Source organism: Maribacter sp. HS, assembly GCF_048059195.1.
GTDB lineage: Bacteria > Bacteroidota > Bacteroidia > Flavobacteriales > Flavobacteriaceae > Maribacter > Maribacter dokdonensis.
The window spans coordinates 268,933-291,899 of record NZ_JAYLVV010000002.1 but is presented as its reverse complement, the minus strand read 5'-3'; the positions used below and the strand labels follow the sequence as shown (position 1 = coordinate 291,899).

Here is a 22,967-nt window from a genome sequence, read left to right as displayed (position 1 = left end):
AATGAGCGATATCGTATACATTGAATACCGTTTTACGGTAAAACCAAAAGAACCCGCTTCAGACATTCTCATTGCAGAATTGGGTAAAGCCGGTTTTGAAAGTTTTGTAGAGGAAGAGGATGATGTTTTGGCATATATTCAAAAATCAGATTGGTCTTCTGATATTTTAGATGACATTTATATTCTTGGAAATTCCAATTTTGAGATAACTTACCAGTATAAAGAGATTGCGCAAGAAAATTGGAACGCTACGTGGGAGCAAAACTTTCAGCCCATTATAGTAGATGATGTGTGCATGATCAGAGCACCTTTTCATGAGAAGATTCAGGTAGATTATGATATTGTAATTGAGCCAAAAATGAGTTTTGGAACCGGGCATCATGAAACTACACACATGATGTTACAGCATATTTTACAGTTAGATGTAGAGAATAAAACCGTTTTGGACATGGGTAGTGGTACAGGGGTTCTAGCCATTTTGGCCGGTATGCGTGGTGCTACGAATATTGATGCAATAGATATTGATAATTGGTGCTATCTAAATGCTAAAGAAAACGTGGCACGAAATAATATGGATTTTATATCGGTTTATGAAGGTGATGTTACTTTGTTAAAGGATAAAAAGTATGATTTGATCATTGCGAACATCAATAGAAACATTTTGTTGGCCGATTTACCTAGCTATGCGAAATGTTTAAATAAAGGTGGTGTTTTATTATTAAGTGGTTTTTATACCGAAGATTTAGAAATGATTTCGCAAAAATGTACCGAATTAGAGTTAAAGTTTGAAAAAAACCTTGAACGAAATAATTGGGTTGCAGCAAAATATGTAAATTAGTTAGTATTAATTGAGATTCATATGAGCACAAAAGAAGAAATTTACGAAGAACTACTCCTTGAAGAAGAGACGGTTCAGCAAAATGAAATCGTTCTTTTTAATGATGAGGTGAATACATTTGATCATGTAATAAATACATTGATTTCAGTTTGCGAACATTCTCCTGAACAGGCGGAGCAATGCTCTTTAATTGTACATTACAAAGGAAAATGCACGGTTAAAACTGGAGAATATGAAGAACTTAAACCGCAATGTTCAAAATTATTACAAGCAGGACTTAGTGCAGAAATTACTTAAGTTTAGCTCGGTAAAATGAAAGTTTAAAATGAATAAACGTAAAAAGACCCCTTATTTCTATAAGGGGTCTTTTTATTGATTAATCTAAAAAATAAATAAAATATAAGTTTAGATCGAAATTATACCAATGGCACGCCATTCAATCTTTTTTCAATCTTCTTCTTTTTCTCGGTTAATCTTTTCATTACGTCCATTAAACTAGGATCCTTAGTTTCTTTATAAACTTCGTTGATGCTTAAGATAAGTGCTTTTGCCTCTCTTGATGCTTCTACTCGGTCACTAGTGGACATATTGCTCATTTTTCGACTCTCAAATTCCTGAGCTTTTTCAAGTAACTCCATGTGATGCTTTTTTTTCAAAGTTAACATAATATTCAAATTACGCAATTCTTTGTCGATTGTATATAGTTATGAGGCTATTAGATAATAGTATTTATGAACAATTTAACGAAAATGGTCAGTTTAACGTCTTTTTTTTAGGGTTGAAATGCAATTTTTATGACAGAAGAAAAATACCAACAGTTTATAATCTCTTTTTAGTTGATGAAATATGAATAATTTGGGGTAATTAATTCAAAAATTAAGAATCAGTTAATAAGTAGCGCCTTAAAAAATCCTTATCTTATTTTTAGACGAAAATATTTGCTAAATCTTTAAAAAAAGATATATTTGTGTAATCGATTGCATTAAATTGAGTTGTTTATAGAATTAAAGCATTCCAAGAAAGTATTCATTTAGAAATAGGGTGTAATTAAGTGTATTGATCAATTTCTATTTTTGACAATGTAACTAAAAGTAAAACGTATAACAGTGGTAGCTAGCAAGTCATTTATTAAGGAAGATTTTTTATTGGAAAATAAATTTTCACAAAGATTATTTCATGATTATGCTTCGCAAATGCCGATCATAGATTACCACTGTCATTTACCACCAATTGATATTGCCAATAACCGTCAATTTGAAAACTTGACCGAAATTTGGTTGGATGGTGATCATTATAAATGGCGTGCCATGCGAACTTTTGGTGTTGAAGAAAAATATATCACCGGTGATGCCTCGGCAAAAGAGAAATTTACCCAATGGGGCAGAACCGTTCCCTACACTTTAAGAAATCCGTTGTACCATTGGACTCACCTTGAGCTGCAACGTTATTTTGATATTGACATTTTATTGAATGAGAATACAGCTAGTGAAATCTTTGATGAGGCTTCCTCAAAGCTGCAAACAACAGATTTCAGTTGTCATAATCTAATAACCAAAATGAATGTTGAGGTTATTTGTACAACAGAAGATCCAATTGATAGTTTAGATCATCATGTTAAAATTAAAAATAGCGGTTTTAATGTGAAAGTGTCCACTGCTTTTAGACCAGATAAAGCAATTGTAATATCTAATGAAAACTATCTGGAATATATTAATAAGTTATCTGAAGTAAGTAATGTGTCCATCGATTCCTATAAATCTTTGTGCGATGCGCTAAGCGTGCGTTTAGATTATTTTGAAGCTAATGGGTGTACTTTATCGGACCACGGCTTAAGCTATGTGCCTTTTAGAAATTTTACCGATACGGAAATAGAAGATATTTTTCAGAAAAGAAGGACTAAAATACAGTTGACATTAAAAGAGTCTGAAAAATTTCAGACTTCTATATTGTTGTTTTTGTGTGAGCAATATCACTCCCGTGGATGGATTCAGCAATTTCATCTTGGAGCGTTACGGAATAATAATGCTAGAATGACTAGAATTCTTGGTCCTGACACTGGTTGGGATTCTATAGGGGACTATTCACAGGCAGAGACACTTTCAAAATTTTTAAATAGATTGGACTCTAAGGATAAGCTTACCAAAACCATTTTATATAACCTTAATCCAGCAGATAATGAAGTACTGGCTACAATGATCGGTAATTATAATGATGGTACCGTTAAGGGAAAAATGCAGTTTGGTTCTGGTTGGTGGTTTCTGGATCAAAAAGACGGAATGACCAAGCAGCTCAATGCCTTATCCAATATGGGGCTAATTAGTTGTTTTATTGGTATGTTGACAGATTCCCGTAGTTTTCTTTCGTATCCCAGGCATGAGTATTTCAGAAGAATTGTTTGTAATCTTTTTGGTCAAGAAATGGAGAGGGGAGAGCTGCCTCAAGATTTTGATTTGGTAGGTAAAATCATTCAAGATATAAGTTATTATAATGCTAAAGAGTACTTCAAATTTTAAATACTAATATTCAGGTTCCTTTAAACCGTTTAAAACCATACAATGAAAAGTATACAATTGCTATCGCTACTAAGTTTGGTCATTACCTTTTTAGGTTGTGATATACAGAATGAAGCAAAGACGTTAAGGCTGGGGCATGGTTTAGACGTTAGCCATTCGGTACATAAGGCAATGGTTAAAATGGGTGAAGATCTCTTGGAGCGTTCCGGTGGTAAACTTAAACTTGAAATATACCCTAGTCAACAATTAGGAACGGAAAGAGAGTGTTTGGAGCTTTTGCAAATAGGTAGTTTAGATATGACAAAAGTTTCTGTAGGGGTATTGGAGAATTTTGCACCGAAAATGAAGGTATTGGGTCTTCCCTTTCTCTTTAGAGATCGTCAACATTCTTTCAGTGTACTTGATGGACCTATAGGCGAGCAATTATTGAACGAAGGGGAGCAATATTGGTTAAAAGGTTTGGGCTATTATGATGCTGGCAGTCGCAGTTTCTATACCATGAACAAGCCAATAGAAAAACCAGAAGATCTGGTCGGGGAAAAAATAAGGGTAATGGAAAGTGCAACGGCAGTGAACATGGTCAAGGCTCTTGGGGGATCGCCAACTCCTATTTCTTGGGGTGAACTTTATACATCTTTACAACAAGGTGTTGTTGATGGCGCCGAGAATAATCCTCCTAGTTTTTACCTGTCAAGGCATTATGAGGTTTGTAAGTACTACTCATTAGATGAGCATACGGTGCTGCCAGATGTTCTGTTAATTGGTACTTATGTATGGAATAAATTGAATGAGCAAGAGCAAAAATGGTTGAGTGCATCGGTAAAAGAATCTGTAAAATACCAGCGTGTTTTATGGGCAGAGGCAGAAGAGGAAGCTTTACGTGAAGTTCAAAAGGCTGGTGTTGAAATTATTCGACCAGATAAATCACTTTTTGCGGAAAAGGTAAAAGATATCTATGAAGGTTATAAGGATGATCAGGATATATATCCACTTATCAAACAAATTCAAGAAACAAAATAGTCTGCTATGCGAAATAAAATAGACGCCGTTTTAGGCAAGACCTTGGTGCTGATTATGTCGGTTATGGTAATTAACGTACTATGGCAAGTTTTTACAAGATATGTTACCGGTAACCCCAGTTCATTTACAGATGAGCTTGCTCGTTATTTAATGATATGGATCGGCGTTCTAGGTGCGGCATATGTGTCGGGTCGTAATCTTCATGTTGCTATTGATATTTTACCACTTAGGCAAAATGAGAAAACACAGAAAAAGTTAAAGATAATTGTAACCATTCTGGTAATACTATTTGTATTGTTCGCTTTTGTGGTCGGAGGGTCTCGTTTGGTTTACATCTCATATGTACTGGGGCAACAATCACCTGCATTGCAAGTACCTCTGGCATTGGTTTATATCATAATTCCCATTAGCGGATTACTGATTATGTATTACAAAATTTCTGACCTTAAAAATATGAAATCATGATGGAGCATTTACCTATTCTAGTATTAGTGTTGAGCTTCATATGTTTGCTATCCATTGGTACGCCGGTAGCATGGAGTATCGCTATTTCTTCATTGTTGACCATGCTGGTAAGTATACCCGCAATGCCTGCATTTACAACGGTATCTCAACGGATGGCTACGGGGCTTGATAGTTTTGCCCTCTTGGCAATTCCGTTCTTTGTGCTTTCGGGCGAACTTATGAATAAGGGTGGTATAGCCCATAGGCTAATCGCCTTTGCCAAAACTTTAGTTGGTGCCTTTCCCGGTGGTTTAGCTTTAATAAATGTCATAGCCGCAATGTTAATGGGTGCTATTGCAGGGTCTGCTATGGCTTCTGCATCAGCAATGGGTAGTATACTTGGACCTGAAATGGAAAAAGAAGGCTATTCAAAAGAATTTGGCGCAGCGGTCAACATTACATCTGCTACAACTGGTTTAATAATTCCGCCTAGTAATGTGTTGATCGTATATTCATTGGCAAGTGGGGGAGCATCTATAGCTGCCCTGTTCTTGGCTGGATACGTTCCGGGAATTATGACCGGGCTTTTTTTAATGATCGTGGCAGCTTTTTGGGCAAAAAAGAAAAAATATAAGGTAGGTAAACGTAGCAGTTTTAAACAAGTAGGTAAAACATTTATAGATGCTTTGCCAAGTCTTTTTATGCTTGTGGTAGTAATTGGCGGTATTGTAACGGGAATTTTTACCGCTACTGAAGCCTCCGCCATAGCCGTGCTATACAGTTTAATTTTAGGTTTTATATATAAGGAAATTACCTTGCCTAAACTACCACAGATTTTACTGGATTCTTCTGCCACTACGGCAATTGTTATGTTATTGATAGGTTCATCAATGTGCATGTCATGGGCTTTGTCCTATGAAAATATTCCGCAAGATATCAGCTCTGGACTATTAAGCTTAAGTGAGAATAAAATTGTGATTCTTTTGATTATAAACTTACTATTGCTCTTTGTGGGAATTTTTATGGATATGACTCCCGCCGTTCTGATCTTTACACCGATATTTTTACCTGTGGTAACCAAGTTAGGACTTGATCCCGTTCACTTCGGTATTATTATGGTTTTGAACCTTTGTATAGGTTTATGTACACCGCCCGTAGGCTCGGTACTTTTCGTTGGAGTAGGTGTGGCTAAAACTACTATTGAAAAAGTGTTTAAACCATTATTGCCTTTGTTTATTGCAATGATCATTGCACTGTTCTTGGTCACTTATATTCCACAATTGAGCTTATGGTTACCAAGTTTATTTGATTTGTAGGATTAAAGAAAGTCTTATTGATTATGTGGGAATTGTTGAAGCTAAAAAGAATACTTCTAGAGAAATAGTCCAATAATCTTTATATTTTGCTGGACGATTTTCTGACAATTAATTTTGCTGGCAGCACCACATTGTTCTGAACTTTTTTATTTGAATCATTTTCAATTTGTTCTAAAAAGACCTTTGCCGCCATTTTTCCCATTTCCAATGGTGACTGATCTACAGAGCTAATTGATGGTTCCATAAATTGCGTAAAGGGTTCGTTACTAAAACCTACAACGCTTAAATCTTCTGGTATTCTAATAGATTTACTTTGTAAGTATTTGACTGCACCTAACAATCCGTTGTCTGTAGATGAAAATATGGCATCTGGTGGTTCTGGTAAATTCATAAGCGTTTTTGCCGCATCTTTACCTGCCTCCATATTACTTTGCAAGGAAATTACATATTCCTTTCTAAAGGGTATGTTATGTTTTGCCAGTGCATCTTTATATCCCTTAAATCTATGTTGGTAAAGTTCAATACTTTGGTCAACGTCAAAGTGGGCAATTTTTTTACAGCCTTGTGCAATTAAATGCTCCGTTGCAATAAAACCACCTTGGTAGTCATCAATGGTAACAGTGCTTATTTCATTGAACCTTAAAACCCTGTCAAACAGTATAAAAGGCGTATTTTTTTTAACGGTCTCCTTGAATTCATCTTTATTCTGCTCGGTAAAAGATGTAGATAATAATATACCATCTACCTGCGCATTTAATAGGTTCTGTATAATTTTCTTCTCCCGGTTTCTATCCTCATAGGTTTGCGATATAATTACATGAAAACCTTTTGGATATAGTTCATCTTCTATACCACGAATTACAGAGGCAAAGAAATTTTTATTGATGAAAGGTACTACCACCCCAACATTTTTACTTTTACCACTTTTAAGTGCTAATGCAAGCCTATTCTGTTTGTAGTTTAATTTGGTAGCGGTAGCTAGTACAAGATTGCGTGTTTTTTCGCTTATTTTAGGATTATTGTTCAAAGCCCTTGATACCGTTGCAGCGGTAATGTTCAATTCTTTTGCAATGTCGTAAATGGTAGCCTTTTTGCTCATAGAAAAATGTATGATAAATTTACGAAGATTGAATAACTTACCGTGCTCAAAAATGTCTTAAAATAGAAGGGTGTTTAAATTTTAAAACTAAAGCCTTTCTCTACTTTTTTATGATATTTATTTTGATCGAATTCAAATAGAAAAGCACCTTTTTTAGAGGAGCTCATATCTTTCTCTTTCAATTTTGTCAATAGATCCAATGAGTTGAATTTGTTAATAAAGTTTCGCTTATCCAGTTCGGTATCCAAAATAGCTTCGTAAAGCTTTTGGAGCTGTCGCATGGTAAATTTTTCTGGTAAAAGTTCAAACCCAATAGGCTTACAACTTATTCTATTTCTTAAAAGAGTCAATGCTTCTTTAACCATTATATTATGGTCAAAAATCAATGTAGGTATATCTTTTATGTCAAACCATTTAATCGGGTTTTGCCTCAGTAATTCTTTACAATGGTGTTCTATATTTATAAGGGCAAAATAGGTTACCGAAATGGTTCTTTCTTCCGGATCACGGTCTATTTTAGAATAACAATGAACCTGTTCCATATATACCTTATTCAAGCCTGTTAAGTTCTTTAATATACGGGCAGCTGCTTCTTCTAGGTTTTCTTGCATTTTAAGAAAACCACCAATAAGTGACCATTCTCCTTTAGCTGGTTTAAAGTCTCGTTCAACGAGCAAAATTTTTAATTCTTCTTGATAAAATCCAAAAATTATACAATCTATAGCAAGTAGTACTTTGTCCTCTTTGCGATAATTATTCAAAACCATTATTCATTTTTTGCGAACCTAAATTAATGAGTTTCAATTGAACTGAACCACGTTTTTGGTAGAAAAGGTCTATAGTTTTTTCTATAGTTGGCTATTAATAAATGTGTTAGTTGTTTTTTAAAGGCTTTGATTTGCTTTGTAAATGGTTTTTTATATCTAGATAATATTACGGGAGCAAGTGAAAAACGCAGGGAGAACTAATTTTGGAGTAAACCCTGAAAATGTTAATCTGATAATTGTATTTTTTTATTTAGAATCATTTAAAATTAGTTCGATTTAAAAAATTAAAAAAAATCTCCTTAATAATTGTAAGAAGTTCGTTTTCATTAATTTATGAATATTTGTCACATATTATTATGAAATTAATTAATATATCTAAGTATTTGGTGTTGATTATTGCTATTTTGATAATATATTTAGATTTCAACATGGAATATGTTACGGGGATTTGGCAAAATGATAAAATTTCAATGAGGATTAAAAAAAGTAATTATGGTGTTACGGTAAATAAGGAAAAGGTAGAATTATACAAACTGTATAATTTGGACGGAATTCAAGTAAGCATTATCACTTTTGGAGGAAGAATAACAGCTGTTGAAACTCCTGATAAAGATGGAAATATTAAGAATGTTGTTTTAGGTTTCAAAAACTTGGAGCAGTACGAAAAACCTAACCCATATTTTGGAGCTCTTGTTGGAAGATATGGAAATCGTATTGCAAAAGGGAAATTCATCTTAAACAATTACGAATATCAACTAGCAAAAAATAATGGTGAAAATAGTCTACATGGTGGTGTGGTAGGTTTTGATAAAGTGGTTTGGAAAGTTGAAGATATTCAGGAAAATAAAACCTCGGCTTCTTTAAAACTTAGTTACTATAGTAAAGATATGGAAGAGGGTTTTCCCGGTAATTTAAAAACAACGGTCACCTACACACTAAATTCTGATAACAGTCTTGATGTTTTATACGAAGCAACTACAGATAAAACTACCATTGTAAACCTTACACAACATTCCTATTTTAATCTTTCGGGGGATTTCTCTCAACCTATAATTGATCATGTCGTGGAGATCAATGCAGACAAATTTGTGCCAGTGAATGCTTCGCTGATTCCTACAGGTGAGTTGGCAGTTGTAGATGGTACACCGTTCGATTTTAGAATACCAAAATTGGTGAGTGAAGCTATAAACATGAACAACGATCAAATTACTTTAGGTGGTGGTTTTGATCATTGCTGGGTGTTGAATAATTCTGACAAAGGGTATAGGCGTGTAGCAAAGGCATATCACCCAGAATCGGGCAGAGGTGTTGAAGTAATTACGGATCAACCAGGTATGCAATTTTATACAGGAAATTTTTTAGATAGTACGCTACCAAGACCAAACGGTGGTTTTTACGCAAAAAGAAGTGGCTTTTGTTTTGAAACCCAACATTTTCCAGATGCACCAAATCAACCAAGTTTTCCTTCTGTAGTACTAACTCCGGAAGAAAAATACCTGACAAAAACCACTTTCAAATTCACAGTTAAATAAACCATACCATGCAACAGTTAGACCATTTAGATTGGATCAGTATTTCACTCTACTTTTTATTACTTGTAGGTGTAGCCATATGGGTAATCAGAAAAAAAGAAGATAATACGGAAGATTACTTTTTAGCCGGCAGAAACGTTGGCTGGTTTGTAGTAGGTGCCTCAATATTCGCATCAAACATTGGCTCAGAACATGTAGTCGGTTTAGCTGGCACGGGAGCAAGTAATAAATTGCCCTTGCTTATTTATGAGATACATGCCTGGGTTGTATTAATGCTAGGTTGGGTGTTTTTACCATTTTATGCTAGGAGTGGCGTGTTTACTATGCCAGAATTTTTAGAGAAACGTTTTGATGCCAGGTCAAGATGGGTGTTATCTGTTTTCTCTATTGTTGCATATGTGCTAACAAAAATATCGGTGACCATTTATGCAGGTGGTGTGGTAGTTTCTGCATTATTGGGTATAGATTTTTGGACGGGAGCCATAGCTACGGTCATATTAACAGGACTTTATACTGTTTTGGGCGGTATGCGGGCTGTGGTATATACAGAAACGCTACAGGCAATTTTATTAGTGGTTGGCGCTGCTGTATTAACGTTCGTTGGGTTGGATAAAGTTGGTGGATGGGGAAGTATGGTAGATACCTTGGGACCAGAATATTTTAATATGTGGAGACCGGCGACCGATCCGGATTTTCCTTGGCCTTCATTGTTCATTACAAGTACTATAGTCGGTATATGGTATTGGTGTACAGACCAGTATATTGTACAGCGCACATTAACGGCAAAGAACATAAAAGAAGGAAGGAGAGGTACCATATTTGGAGCATTGTTAAAATTATTACCTGTTTTTTTGTTTTTGATACCAGGAGTTATTGCATTGACGTTGAAAATGCGAGGAGAATTACATTGGGAGAGTGCAGATGAAGCATTTCCGGTGTTAATGAGTAATTTGTTGCCATCAGGCCTTAGAGGTCTTGTGGCCGCAGGGTTATTGGCAGCTTTAATGAGTTCTTTGGCTTCGGTATTTAATTCATGTTCTACCTTGTTTACAGTTGATGTCTATAAAAAATTACGTCCTAATACACCCGAGAAAAAACTGGTGAGAACAGGACAAATAGCTACTGTTTTTGTGGTGATTATAGGTATTATTTGGATTCCGATAATGGCAAATATATCAGGAGTGTTATATGAATACTTGCAAAGTGTACAATCCTATATTGCACCACCCATTACTGCTGTATTCTTATTGGGAATTTTTTATAAACGAATTAATGCTACGGGAGCTTTTGCAACCCTTATCATGGGAATTTTAGTAGCCTTTTTTAGAATTGCGTTAGAGTTGCTTAAAGATAATTTTGATTCCGATGGGATATTATATTATCTGGGGGATATGAATTTCTTGACTTTTGGTGCTTGGTTCTTCTTATTTTGCTTAATCTTTATGATAGTAGTTAGTCTATTAACGAAATCGCCTGATAAAGAGCAAATAGTCAACCTAACATTTGGTACTATAACCGAGGAAGAAAAGAATAAAAATAAGAATAGCTATAATTGGATCGATATTACCGTTTCCATTTTTATTGTATTGATCGTAATAGGTATTATGGTGTTTTTCAACGGAAAATAACAACTTGGTTTACTAGTGTGGAAAGTGTCACCTATTTTAGGTGGCACTTTTTTCATTAAAATAGATGTGCATTATAAATAATTGCAATAGAGATAAAGAATTGATTTTTAGAAAATTAATTTTAAAGCACTAAAAAAATATACACATGCAAAAACCAAATAAAAGACTCGTAGGACAAACCTGTATCATCACCGGTTCTAGTGATGGTATTGGTGAAGCGGTTGCCAAAGCAATGGGAATGGAAGGAGCCAATATTGTTGTTAATTATCATAGTAGTAAAGTGGAAGCTGAAGAGGTAGCACATTGGATCAGTGAAAATTCTGAATGTGGTGATGCCATTGTGGTCAAATGTGATGTTAGCAAGGAAGATGAAGTGCAGAATATGTTTAAAAAAACGATATCAAAATTTGGTACTGTTGATGTATGTGTTGCCAATGCCGGTTTACAATTAGATCATCCATTGCATGAAATGCCATTATCTGATTGGCAGCGAGTGATAGATGTAAACCTCACCGGTCAATTTCTTTGCGCAAAAGAGGCTATAATAGAATTTAAGAGAAGGGGAATGCGACCTGATATTTCCAATTCATTGGGAAAATTAATTCATATGAGTTCTGTACATGAAGTAATACCATGGGCCGGTCATGCTAATTATGCAGCAAGTAAAGGTGGTTTGGTCATGCTAATGCAAACTATTTGTCAGGAATACGGACCGGATAAGATACGTTGTAACTCCATTGCACCCGGTGCTATTAAAACAGATATCAATAAGGATGTATGGAGTACCCAAGAAGGTAGAGATGGCATGTTAAAATTAATACCTTATAAGCAAATTGGAGTGCCCGATGATATAGGAAGTGTAGCAAGCTGGTTGGCATCGGATGAATCTGAATATATAAACGGAACTACCATTTTCGTCGATGGGGGTATGACCTGTTATCCAGGTTTTACTGCTAATGGGTAATTGGAAACAAAAAAATAGCCACCCAATTGGGTGGCTATTAGTTATTTTAATGAGAATTAATTATTGCATCAAAGGAGTGTAATCAAATTTTTGACCACCTACAGATGCATCTGCCATTAAACCTGCTTTAGGTAAAGCAAAAACGGCAACACCATCTCTATACTTTGCGTTCACAGCAACACCAGATTTAAGTGCAACTGCAGAAGCTTCAGCAGAAAACTCAAAGTCTCCTTCTTTAAACTCGGCTAAATCTTCAGCGGTTTCAAAAAAGATTACTTCCGTAATGGCTTGTCCGCCTGCTTGTAGACCTACACTTAATTTTTTTAGGTCGGCCATACCAACCTTTTCGCCATTTTCATATACTACACCGTTCCCCGATGCTCCACCAATTATGAAGCCTCCTTTTCCAACGTTAGGAAAAACTACATATCCTGCAGAGTTATTAAAGAACTGGTCTAAGCCAACATCCATTGTCATTAATTTTTCCTTTGCATTTTCGGCATCTTTAATTACTTTTTTGTCCTTACTGCTTTGTGCATTTACTCCAACGGCTACAAATAAAATAGCTGCTAATGTTATAGATTTTAAAATTTTCATCTGTTCTAGTTTTATAAATTTATTAGAATTGTTTCTATACCACAAAGTTAATTTGAAAGACAGGTATTGTTTGTTGTTATCCACATAAATATTGATTCAAATGCATGTTAAATATTTGTGAATCAGTTAATTGTAAGTTAAAAATTGAGATTTTATTTATTTTGAAGTAGCTAAATGATTTGTGCACAGCATTTTAAATGCTTTCAATATTTCTTAAATATTTGTTAATTTAAAGTTTTCGTTTTATATTCATGACATATTAAAAGGAGATAATATGGAAAAGCAAGAATATTTTTTTGATTCTAAAATGATAGCTAACCTTTTAATAGTTCTGGCATTACTTTTATCAGCTGCTTATTACATAAGTAATGCTAAGGAAATTGAAGAAGAGGTAAATACAGTAATTGTATCCTCTCTTAAAGATGTTAGTAATAGCTTGGCTGAACAAGAGACAACTAGAAAATAATTGTAATTTCTGACCATTACCAAAGCTACAGGTGAATAATCTGTAGCTTTTTTTATTGCCTATTTTTTGCCAACTATGACATTTGCAACCAGCGCAGCTATAATCATAAGTATTCCTATAAGGCTCCAAATAGAATAAATATCTCCAAACCAAAATATGCCAACCATAATAGTGAAGATAACTTCAATATATTTTAATGGTGCCACTAAATTTGTTTGTGCAATTTGAAATGCTTTGGTCATGAAAACTTGTCCAAAGAATCCAAAAATGCCTAAACTTAATAATAAAAGCCAGTCTATGCCGGTTGGGGTAATCCAATTGTTTATACTTAACAACCCGCCTATTACGGTACCTGTGAACATAAAGTAATTCACAATGACCATTGGGTGGTCATTGTTCCCAATTTTTCTAATAAGTACATAAACCAGACCACTAAATACGGACGCTGCCAAAACCAAAAGTAAGCCTGTTGAATTAATAGTGTTGTCAAAACCTTTAAGGACTAAAACTCCGCCAAAAGCAAAAAGAAATAACAACCACTGAATAGGTTTTAGTTTCTCTTTAAGTAATAATACTGCAAAAATAGCGGCATAAATGGGAGCAAGATATCTTAACGATACTGCTGTGCCAACAGGTAAATATTGCAATGACATAAAAAACAGGCTCATAGCGGTTAATCCCGCAAGAGCTCTAAATATCATGAATCTACGGTTGTTACCCAATATTGGGATTTTCTTGATTATTATGTATGATGTTCCTAAAATTAAAGAGCCAATGGTTCTGAAGAATACAATTTCAAAGGTGGGAAAATGGCTTAGGTATTTTACGAACGAGTTCATTAAACTAAATGAAAACGTACTAATGATCATAAACAAAATGGCCTTCTTCACAGTTCAAAATTATCAGTGCAAAGGTAAATGCCTGTATTTGAAATCTTCTAGTTAAACGCTGATAATTACATTTCTCAATAAAATTTTATCACTTTGATAATTTTACATGCTTGAAAGAAGTTGTTCTATGGAATTAGAGTAGTTTCTTCATTAAACTAAGAATAAAACCGATCATTTCTTAGCATTTTAATGTCCTTCAAATTAATTAAGGGAAGTTTTAATTTTAAAGGTCTTGAAATTTGACAGAATTATTTTATGGTAATTGTTATAATAGCCACAATGGTAGGGGAAGTTTTTGATAATTCCCTTAACTTGGCGGTACAATGCAGATACATTGTAGCTAGTACTGATGAATAATAAAATCTTAATTTCAATTACACAAATACAGATAAAATGAACGAATTGTTGTCCTTAAAAGATAAAAATTATGCACTTTCAGGCGGGACAGGAACCTTAGGTGGATCCATTGCCCAATATTTAGTTGAGAATGGTGCTAAAGTTTTATTGTTAGGAAGATCAGAAGATAAATTAAAGGATAAACAGAACGAGCTGAATGCGCTGGTACCAAATAGTACATTCGTTTTTAAGGTCGATGTCATGGACGAGTCTGAACTTGTTAAGCTGAAAAATAAAATAAAAGCTGATTTTAAGCATCTTGACGGACTAGTAAACTTAGCTGGCGGTAATATTCCGGGAGCAACCTTAAAGCCAGACCAAACAATTAGGGATATTTCTATGGGTGATACTAGAAAGGTTGTTGATATTAATTTATTCGGTACGGTTATACCAACTGTAATTTTAAGTGAATTAATGGTAGAGCAAGGCTATGGCTCAATTGTAAATATTTCTTCAATGGCCGCAAAACAAACTATTTCTAGAGTTCTTGGTTATTCAATGGCCAAGAGTGCAGTGGATATTTTTACCAAATGGATGGCCAATGAACTGGCTTCTAAACATGGAGATAAAATTAGGGTAAATGCCGTTGCGCCCGGGTTTTTTATAGGTAATCAAAATAGACGTTTGTTGACCAATGAGGACGGTTCTTTTACAGAAAGAGGTAACAGTATAATTAAAAATACTCCAATGGGTAGATTTGGAAATGCGTCTGAGTTAAATGGTATGGTTCATTACTTGCTTAGTGATGCATCTAGTTTTGTAACCGGTAGTATTTTTGATGTGGATGGTGGCTTTACTTCCTTTTCTGGAGTGTAAATACAATTTTTAAAGTTTGGCTATTCTTGTAATCGATTACCTAATTTACCATTAATTTTCATGCGCTTAATTTTTTATAGTTTACTTGTTTTCTTCTGTCTTTTAATCTCTTGTAATTCAGGTTATAATGAAACAGAAGTGTCTTTAGATTCATATGTTGTAGAGGACGGATTCAACTTAAAGGTTTTGGCGGCAGAACCACTTCTCAAAGCTCCTGTTGCCATAGATTTTGATGCTAAAGGTAGAATTTGGGTAGCACAAATGCCTGGGTATATGAACGATCTTCAAGGGTCAGGTGAAGAGGAACCTTCCGGCAGTATTGTTATTCTTGAAGACTTGGATGAAGACGGTGTTGCAGATCATTCTAAAATATTTATGGATAGTTTGGTAATGCCTCGTGCCTTGGCGCACGTTTATGGTGGTTTACTGTATGCAGAACCTCCGTATTTATGGTTCGTGGATATTGAAAATGATAAGCCGGTAAATAAAGTTATGGTTGATTCAATTTATGCGGTTGAAGGTAACCCGGAGCACCAGCCAAACGGATTGGAACTGAATATTGATAATTGGATATATAATGCAAAGTCTAATTTTAGATATCGAAGAATTGATGGTGTTTGGAAAAAAGAACCCACTACCTTTAGAGGGCAATGGGGCATTACCCACGATAATTTTGGCCGACTTTATTACAATGATAATTCTAGAATTTTATTGGGAGATTATGTGTTGCCAAATACGCTGATAGATAACCAATATTATACACCTAAAACTAGCGTAGATAAACTATTGACCAATGATCAAAGGGTGTATCCTGCTTTTGCAGGGTCTGTAAATAGAGGGTATGCAAAGGGAGTTTTGAATGCGGATAGCTTACTCGTCAATGCTACGGCAGCTTGTAGTCCATTGGTTTATAGAGGCGGGAGTTTTACTCAATCTTATTCCGAGAATGTTTTCGTATGTATTCCTGAAGGAAATTTGATAAAGCGTTTGCGTTTAAACTTTACGGGAGATGCTACCAAAGCGGAACAAGTTTGGCAGAATAAGGAATTTATAACCTCTTTAGATGAAGGGTTTAGACCGGTAAGCTTAAAGAACGGTCCCAATGGTAGTGTGTATGTGGTAGATATGCATAGAGGTATGATCGGGCATCATGCATATATGAGTCCGTATCTACGGGATAAAGCAAAAGCTAAAGAATTGGATACGATTGTTAACTTCGGAAGGATTTTAAAGGTATCCCATAATAATGCAACTAGTAATAATTTAACGGATTTTGATACCTTAAATGCTAGTGAATTGGTTTCATTGCTACAAAGTGATAATGGATGGATTCGTGATCGTGCCCAGCATTTTTTAATCTTTAAGGAGCTGAAAACGGTTATTGACGATGTTAAAGACCTTGCATTGAACAAAAAGAATCCTTTAGGTCAACTACATGCACTTTACGTTTTAGAAGGCTGGAATGCCTTGTCCTTTGATTTTCTTGTAAGTGTTATAGAAAAAAGTAATAGTGATGTAGCTTCTCATGCTTTGATGATTTCAAAAGATTTTATTTCAGAAAAGTCAATTGAACAGGCAAGTCATATTTTTAAGAGTGCTTTAGATAGGAATGAATTAGGTTTTGATGTATACCTAGCCAATGTTCTAGGTCACTGGGTTAAAATTGATAACCATCGATTTCAGCCTTTGTTGACCAAAATTTTAAAGCGAAGGGAGATGAATACCACTGTAATAGATGCTACAATCAGTGGATTGGAAAAGATAGATACCGTTTTATATGATGATCCGGTCATAAAGAACAACCTCAAAAACACCCCTTTCCTCAGTAAACTTGAAAATGCGATTACCAATAGAAAATCTGATAAGAAGAATGCTATTTATACTCGTGAAGTAATACGTGAAGATACGCGTACTAGTGGATCTAAAATGTTTTTTCAAATTTGCGCCTCGTGTCACGGTGCAGATGGTAAAGGTATTGATGGTTTGGCACCACCACTTATGGGATCTGAGCATGTTAAGAATACAGAGCGTTTGGCATTGATTATATTACACGGATTGGAAGGTCCTGTTCATGTAAATGGAGAACGTTATGATATAAATTTGGCAATGCCCGGACTTATTAGAAATGAATCTATAAGCGATCAAGATATTGCCAATATTATATCATATGTAACCAATGCTTTTTCTGATCGATCCAGAAGTTTAAGCAACAAGCGAATTAGTGAGTTGCGAAACGTAAAATCATCTACGGGGATGGAGTTTACCGAACCGGAATTACAAGCTTTAGATACAAAATAGAGCTATTTTAAGCTTTTTCTAATTCCCATTTCCAAACCTCTTAATTCAGCTAAACCTCTAAGTCTACCAATGCCGGAATATCCCGGATTGGTTTTCTTTCTAAGGTCATCTAACATTTTATGGCCGTGATCGGGGCGCAAGGGCATTTTAGTGTCGTTACGACCAGCGGCCTTTCTTTTATTTTGCTCATTGATCAACGCTTTCATTACTGAGTACATATCAACATCACCTTCTAAATGATTCGCTTCATGAAAATTACCATCCGCATCGCTCTGTGTACTACGTAAATGAATAAAATGAATTCGGTCTCCTAAACGGTCTACCATGCCCGGTAAATCATTGTCCGGTCTTACCCCAAAAGATCCTGTACAAAATGTTAATCCGTTATTAGGGCTATCAACGGCTTTATAAAGATCAACAATATCTTGTTCCGTACTTACCACTCGTGGTAAACCTAAGATAGGAAAAGGCGGGTCGTCTGGATGAATACACATACGAATACCCGATGCTTCGGCTACCGGAATAATTTCAGATAAAAATTCAAATAGATTTTTCTTTAATTCTTTAGGTCCTATGGCATCATAGGTTGCCAAAATTTCATTGAATTCTTCTAATGTGTACCCTTCTTCAGCGCCAGGTAAACCGGCTATTATATTACTGATAAGCTTGTTTTTGTCCGCTTCTGAAAGCGTTTGGAAATAGGCTTTGGCAGCATTTTTTTGTGTCTCGGTATAGGTGTTTTCCGCTCCGGGTCTTTTTAACAGATATAATTCAAAGGCAGCAAAGGCATTAGCTTCAAACCGAAGCGCGGTAGAGCCATCTGCCACTTCGTAATCTAAATTGGTACGTGTCCAATCTAAAACGGGCATAAAATTATAGCAAACCGTATCTATGCCACATTGTCCAAGATTGGTAATAGTTTGTTTGTAGTTGTCGTAATAGGTTTTATAATCTCCTTTTTGGGTCTTTATTTGCTCATGAATTGGAACACTTTCTACGACCGACCACGTTAAGCCGGCAGCTTCAATAGTGTTTTTTCGCTTCATTATTTCATCTACAGACCATACAACTCCGTTGGGAATATGGTGTAATGCGCTAACAATTCCTGTTGCACCTGCTTGTTTTATATCTGATAACGATACTGGATCATTTGGTCCGTACCAACGCCATGTTTGTTCCATTATATTTTATTAAATTTTATTAAACTCCGCTGAATGCGCTAAATCCTCCATCTATTGGTACAACAATTCCGGTAACGAATTTTGATGCTTCGGCACATAGATAGTGAATAGTACCATTTAATTCATTGGTTTCTCCAAATCTTTTCATGGGTGTGTTCTTAATAATAGTTTCTCCGCGTTCGGTAAATTTACCGGTTTCTTGATCAACTAATAAGGTTCTATTTTGGTTACCAATGAAAAAACCTGGTGCAATTGCATTTACGCGAATACCTTCTCCAAATTTTGTTGCTAGTTCTACAGAAAGCCATTTGGTGAAATTATCTATGGCTGCTTTAGAGGCGGAATACCCAACAACTCTTGTAATTGCACTTTGGGCGGTCATAGAAGAAATATTTATAATTACTCCCTTATTGTTCTTAACCATTTCTTTGCCAAAAATCAATGATGGTAAAATACTGCCAAATAGGTTTAGATCAACCACTTTCTTAAAATGATCAATATTTACGTCAAATATGGTTTGGTCAACGGATATGGTGGCTCCGGGCATATTGCCGCCTGCAGCGTTGATTAAGATATCAATTTTTCCAAATTTGGCGATGATTTTATCAGAAACTTCCTTTAAGTTTTTTTCATCCAAGGCATTACAAACAAATCCGGTAACGTTATTGTTGATCTTTTTTAACTGCTTTATGGCGCTATTGACGATATCTTCTTTGTAATCCAATATGACAATGGTAGCACCGTTGTTAAGTAGGTAGCTTGCCATTTCTCCGCCAAGTATTCCACCGCCACCGGTTATTAGAATTACTTTGTTTTCTATACTGAATAAGTTCATTTTTGTGTTGATTATTGTTTTAGGTCAATCGTATGGTTTCCACTGTTAAGGATGATAATTTGTTGTTTTGGTTTTATTTTCTTCCCGTTATGTCTGCCTTTTAAATTAATTAGAGGAACTTTAAATTCAGCGGACATGTTTTCAGGTATTTCTATGATATATTGATGTGTTTTTTTGTCTTTTTTGAAACTTGCTTTAATGACCCCGTTCATGGTGGGTACTTTAATATTGGAAAATTTCAAATTAGCTAGTTGAGGTTGTATTTCGGCTATTTTAAATCCTGCTGCTTTGGGTTTTATGCCCCACATATAACGTGTAGTTATGTTCAAGGGTGCCGTACCCCATGCATGGTTCCAGTCAGCATTTGGTTTGTATTTTACATCCCAAGCCTCTAAGGTCATGGTAGCGCCAATTTCTATCATGTTCCACCATGTTCTATCGCCTTTGGTATCGGTAATGAGGTCTAAAGCATATTGTGCTTCATTGCTTAAGTATAAACCTTCCAATAAATATTGTGCGCCATATACACTGCAAGCCATGCCTCTGGTTTTTATAAATTCGGTAACCGTTTTAACATGTTCCTTTGGTACAATGCCAAATGCTAAAGGCATCATATTAGCATGTAAGGAAGAATGTGTAGATCCTTCGCCATCTGTATAATATCCTCTGTCCGAATTAAAAAACTTTGTATTCATAGTGGTTTTTACATTTTTGGCTTTCTTTTTGAAAAAAGCTGCATCCTCTTTTTTGTCAAGAACAGTTGCGATTTCTGCCATTAACTTTAGATTATAATAATAGAATGCGTTTACCACGGTATTTACAGGTACAATTTCGTAACCATCCCTTTCGCCTTTTGGGGTAGCTAATTTCCAACCTGTATCTTTTTGAGCGGGTGGCCAATCAATAATGTCCTTTATTTTAGTATCTGCCTTTTTAAAACCTAGTTTCTGAATATATGCTGCATTCAGATTTGGGGAAGAAGAACTGATAAGGCCATCTGCACGTTCTAGTTCTATTAAGGTTTTTAATTTAAGGTTTTTATAATGTTGTTTTAAGGGTTCTATATCTCCCGTATACATATAATCAGTGTAGAACATAGGCACCGTATGTAATAACCATTCTGTAGGCCAAGTAGGATTTTCAATAAAGTAAGAATTAGTTCTCCTTGCCATGGTATAGAGGCTATCAACACTATAATGACTTAATTGATTTATATAGGCATCTGCTTCATATGGTATTCGCTCTCTATCACCATCTACATAAAAACCTGTAAAACTTGTAGCTTTTATAGTATGTTTACAAAGCTCCCATATGGAATCTAGAATTTTGTTGGATGATGAGAAGGCACTAGCCTCATCGTTAAATTTGTGATGTAAAGCTTTTTGATGAACCTGTAGTTCGGTAATTGGAATTTTTAGGTTTTCAATTTCACAATATCGAAAAGGCATTACAACACCAATACTATCTTGCAACTGTATGGCAGCACCTGTGGTATTACGCTTATCTGCAGTTAATTTTGGAAGGATTAAGGTGTTGGCGGTCAATTGTGGTAATACAATTTTTTGATATCTTATTGTTGCTCCCGGATTTTTATCAACTCCATTTTTATCGTTTAATTTCTCACCTAAATGAATGATTAATGAATCTGTTTGAGATTTATTGCTATATAATTGTATGGTTCCAAAAAATGCTTTACCAAAATCTATTAAATAACTATCGCCTGTTAATTTGTCAACCTTAGCAGGTGGAATGATAGTAGTTTTTAAATCAATATTTGTATTACTATTTTGAGCTTGGGTTACTGCAATAGAAAGTAGTATAAGACATATGTGAATATGCTTTTTCATAGTATTTACGATATGTATATTTATGATATTTAGAACTAGATACTATGCTGTCAGTAGCATAGTATCTAGTATAATAGTCTTATTGGGGGTATTACCTATATGTCATTGTTTTTTTAATAAGAAGGCAATTTCAAATAAGTATTGCTATGATAGAATATGATGGTTATACATCTTTTATTTCCCAACCTGGTTCGTATGTTCTAGACCATAATTTCATGGCTTCTCTATTAAAAATACGACCTGTAGCTTCATCAACTTCAAATGAATCATCTATTCTAGAAGCTATATTTGCATAATGTGTTAGCATTTGGCTAATAGCTCCCTCATCTATAGGAGAGGTTAATTCGGCTTTTCCCCTAATGGCATCAAAGAAGTTGACAGTGTGTAGAGTTGACATATCGCCACCACCACCTAGTGCAGTACCTGCTTCTTCACCGGAAGAAAGGTTTTCTTTAATGAAATTTCCTTTTTGGTCAAATAACTTATAACCGCCGCGATCAATATATGCAGTACCTTCTGAACCTGAAACTATGGTGCCCCGACCATATTTATTGCCAAATTTATGATATCCGGTTCTACTATTTCCATCCCACTTAATAGTTTTGTTTCCAGCGAATTTAAAAGTTGCTTCCATTGTGTCATACATTTCCCATCCATCATCTTTATAATGATACTTGCCAGCATCTACAGATACGTGTTCGGGATAGGTAACACCCAATGCCCAACGTGCAATGTCAAGTTCATGGGTAGCATTGTTGCCCATTTCTGCGGTACCATAATCCCATCCGTACCAATGCCAATTATAATCCCAAGTGTTGTCCGTGTACGCTCTTCTTGGAGCCGGTCCTTGAAAAAGTTCCCAATCTAAACCTTCTGGCGGGTTTGCCTTGGTTTGGTGAGGCACACGACCTCTTGCACTAATATAGAATGCGGTCGCCTTATAAACATCACCAATTACGCCGTTGTGTATATCTCTTATAATTTCTTGAGATTCTAGGGCAGATCTTTGCTGGTTGCCCATTTGCACTACTTTATCAAATTTCTTTTGATAGGCAACCACCAACTCACCTTCGCGCGGGTTATGGCTACAAGGTTTTTCTAAATAAACGTGTTTGCCGGCTTGCATTGCCATACAGGCACCTGGTGCATGCCAATGATCTGGCGTGGACATAAATATGGCATCAACATTTTTATCGTCCAATATTTTTCTGATGTCGTTTTCCAATTTTGGTTTGCTGCTAATTTTAGATGCTACTTCTGTGGCAGCTTTGTCTCGCTGACTTTTCATTACATCACATAAATAGGTAAGCTCAACATTATTTTTTTTGTGTGCTATAGCAGGTATATAGGCACCATACCTTCTACCTAAACCTTGAATAGCTACATGAATTCTATCGTTTGCACCTATTATTTTAGAATAGCTCTTTGCTGTCATCGCATTTGCGGTACCACTGGCTATCGTAGCCCCAACTGCACCCAAAGCTGTTTTCTTAATAAAATTTCTTCTGTTTGAACTCATC

21 protein-coding genes are annotated in these 22,967 nt (G+C 35.4%); 12 read left to right on the top strand and 9 right to left on the bottom strand.

From position 1 onward, the window contains the following. Position 1 precedes the first annotated feature (1 nt). Positions 2-838, top strand: a complete 837-nt coding sequence (gene prmA / locus VBZ51_RS01385) for a 50S ribosomal protein L11 methyltransferase (RefSeq protein WP_416575829.1) — start codon at positions 2-4, stop codon at positions 836-838. 21 nt (positions 839-859) lie between these two features. After that, entirely contained in the window at positions 860-1,135 is a 276-nt protein-coding gene (locus VBZ51_RS01380) for an ATP-dependent Clp protease adaptor ClpS (RefSeq protein ID WP_027064640.1), read from the top strand. 119 nt (positions 1,136-1,254) lie between these two features. On the opposite strand, the gene VBZ51_RS01375 is transcribed toward VBZ51_RS01380, so the two are convergent. After that, positions 1,255-1,476, bottom strand: a complete 222-nt coding sequence (locus VBZ51_RS01375) for a hypothetical protein (protein ID WP_058104301.1) — start codon at positions 1,474-1,476, stop codon at positions 1,255-1,257. A gap of 468 nt (positions 1,477-1,944) precedes the next feature. Here VBZ51_RS01375 and uxaC point away from each other — a divergent pair, with 468 nt between their 5' ends. From uxaC to VBZ51_RS01355, 4 genes are read left to right on the top strand one after another with little or no spacing between them, the layout of a single operon-like run. Continuing rightward, positions 1,945-3,351 carry a glucuronate isomerase gene (gene uxaC, locus VBZ51_RS01370; protein WP_416575828.1) on the top strand — a complete coding sequence of 469 codons (1,407 nt, stop codon included), beginning with the start codon at positions 1,945-1,947 and terminating at the stop codon, positions 3,349-3,351. 42 nt (positions 3,352-3,393) lie between these two features. Next, entirely contained in the window at positions 3,394-4,371 is a 978-nt protein-coding gene (locus VBZ51_RS01365; RefSeq protein ID WP_091606168.1) for a TRAP transporter substrate-binding protein, read from the top strand. Positions 4,372-4,377: 6 nt separating this feature from the next. Then, complete coding sequence (locus VBZ51_RS01360; RefSeq protein WP_305522657.1) at positions 4,378-4,836, top strand: TRAP transporter small permease; 459 nt, start codon at positions 4,378-4,380, stop codon at positions 4,834-4,836. Next, positions 4,836-6,131, top strand: coding sequence for a TRAP transporter large permease (locus VBZ51_RS01355; protein ID WP_058104300.1), 1,296 nt, complete (start codon positions 4,836-4,838; stop codon positions 6,129-6,131). Before VBZ51_RS01360 ends, VBZ51_RS01355 begins: the two co-directional genes overlap by 1 nt. A gap of 79 nt (positions 6,132-6,210) precedes the next feature. Here the strand turns inward: VBZ51_RS01355 and VBZ51_RS01350 are convergent, their stop codons facing one another. Continuing rightward, entirely contained in the window at positions 6,211-7,230 is a 1,020-nt protein-coding gene (locus VBZ51_RS01350; protein ID WP_416575827.1) for a LacI family DNA-binding transcriptional regulator, read from the bottom strand. 74 nt (positions 7,231-7,304) lie between these two features. Further along, positions 7,305-7,997, bottom strand: coding sequence for an NUDIX hydrolase (locus VBZ51_RS01345; RefSeq protein WP_091606163.1), 693 nt, complete (start codon positions 7,995-7,997; stop codon positions 7,305-7,307). Between the two features lie 470 nt (positions 7,998-8,467). Between VBZ51_RS01345 and VBZ51_RS01340 the strand changes: the two genes are divergently transcribed. From VBZ51_RS01340 to VBZ51_RS01330, 3 genes are all read left to right on the top strand, one after another. Continuing rightward, the gene (locus VBZ51_RS01340) at positions 8,468-9,529 is read left to right on the top strand and encodes an aldose epimerase family protein (protein ID WP_416575826.1); all 1,062 of its coding nucleotides are present in this window, start codon (positions 8,468-8,470) and stop codon (positions 9,527-9,529) included. Between the two features lie 8 nt (positions 9,530-9,537). Continuing rightward, on the top strand, positions 9,538-11,157 hold the full coding sequence (locus VBZ51_RS01335) for a sodium:solute symporter (RefSeq protein ID WP_416575825.1): 1,620 nt from the start codon (positions 9,538-9,540) through the stop codon (positions 11,155-11,157). A 145-nt stretch (positions 11,158-11,302) separates the two neighbouring features. Next, positions 11,303-12,121, top strand: coding sequence for a glucose 1-dehydrogenase (locus tag VBZ51_RS01330; protein WP_074672582.1), 819 nt, complete (start codon positions 11,303-11,305; stop codon positions 12,119-12,121). Positions 12,122-12,181: 60 nt separating this feature from the next. Here VBZ51_RS01330 and VBZ51_RS01325 read toward each other — a convergent pair whose 3' ends face one another. Further along, positions 12,182-12,718: a YSC84-related protein gene (locus tag VBZ51_RS01325; RefSeq protein ID WP_058103624.1), complete on the bottom strand. Its 537-nt coding sequence runs from the start codon at positions 12,716-12,718 to the stop codon at positions 12,182-12,184. 274 nt (positions 12,719-12,992) lie between these two features. On the opposite strand from VBZ51_RS01325, the gene VBZ51_RS01320 reads away from it, so the two are divergent. Then, positions 12,993-13,184, top strand: coding sequence for a hypothetical protein (locus tag VBZ51_RS01320; RefSeq protein ID WP_215996374.1), 192 nt, complete (start codon positions 12,993-12,995; stop codon positions 13,182-13,184). A 59-nt stretch (positions 13,185-13,243) separates the two neighbouring features. Here the strand turns inward: VBZ51_RS01320 and VBZ51_RS01315 are convergent, their stop codons facing one another. Further along, positions 13,244-14,074, bottom strand: a complete 831-nt coding sequence (locus VBZ51_RS01315) for a DMT family transporter (RefSeq protein WP_262493727.1) — start codon at positions 14,072-14,074, stop codon at positions 13,244-13,246. A 393-nt stretch (positions 14,075-14,467) separates the two neighbouring features. Between VBZ51_RS01315 and VBZ51_RS01310 the strand changes: the two genes are divergently transcribed. Together VBZ51_RS01310 and VBZ51_RS01305 are read left to right on the top strand one after the other, a co-directional pair. Then, complete coding sequence (locus VBZ51_RS01310; RefSeq protein ID WP_416575824.1) at positions 14,468-15,286, top strand: SDR family oxidoreductase; 819 nt, start codon at positions 14,468-14,470, stop codon at positions 15,284-15,286. Between the two features lie 60 nt (positions 15,287-15,346). Next, the gene (locus tag VBZ51_RS01305; RefSeq protein WP_416575823.1) at positions 15,347-17,584 is read left to right on the top strand and encodes a c-type cytochrome; all 2,238 of its coding nucleotides are present in this window, start codon (positions 15,347-15,349) and stop codon (positions 17,582-17,584) included. A gap of 2 nt (positions 17,585-17,586) precedes the next feature. Here the strand turns inward: VBZ51_RS01305 and uxuA are convergent, their stop codons facing one another. The 4 genes from uxuA to VBZ51_RS01285 all read right to left on the bottom strand — a co-directional run bounded on the left by uxuA (position 17,587) and on the right by VBZ51_RS01285 (position 22,966). Continuing rightward, a complete protein-coding gene (gene uxuA, locus VBZ51_RS01300; RefSeq protein WP_416575822.1) occupies positions 17,587-18,765 on the bottom strand; it encodes a mannonate dehydratase in 1,179 nt (392 codons plus the stop codon). Between the two features lie 19 nt (positions 18,766-18,784). Continuing rightward, entirely contained in the window at positions 18,785-19,600 is an 816-nt protein-coding gene (locus tag VBZ51_RS01295) for an SDR family oxidoreductase (protein WP_058103619.1), read from the bottom strand. An 11-nt stretch (positions 19,601-19,611) separates the two neighbouring features. Continuing rightward, entirely contained in the window at positions 19,612-21,447 is a 1,836-nt protein-coding gene (locus VBZ51_RS01290; protein ID WP_416575821.1) for an alpha-L-rhamnosidase C-terminal domain-containing protein, read from the bottom strand. Positions 21,448-21,610: 163 nt separating this feature from the next. Beyond that, the gene (locus tag VBZ51_RS01285) at positions 21,611-22,966 is read right to left on the bottom strand and encodes a Gfo/Idh/MocA family protein (protein WP_058103617.1); all 1,356 of its coding nucleotides are present in this window, start codon (positions 22,964-22,966) and stop codon (positions 21,611-21,613) included. Between the last annotated feature and the right edge of the window lies 1 nt (position 22,967).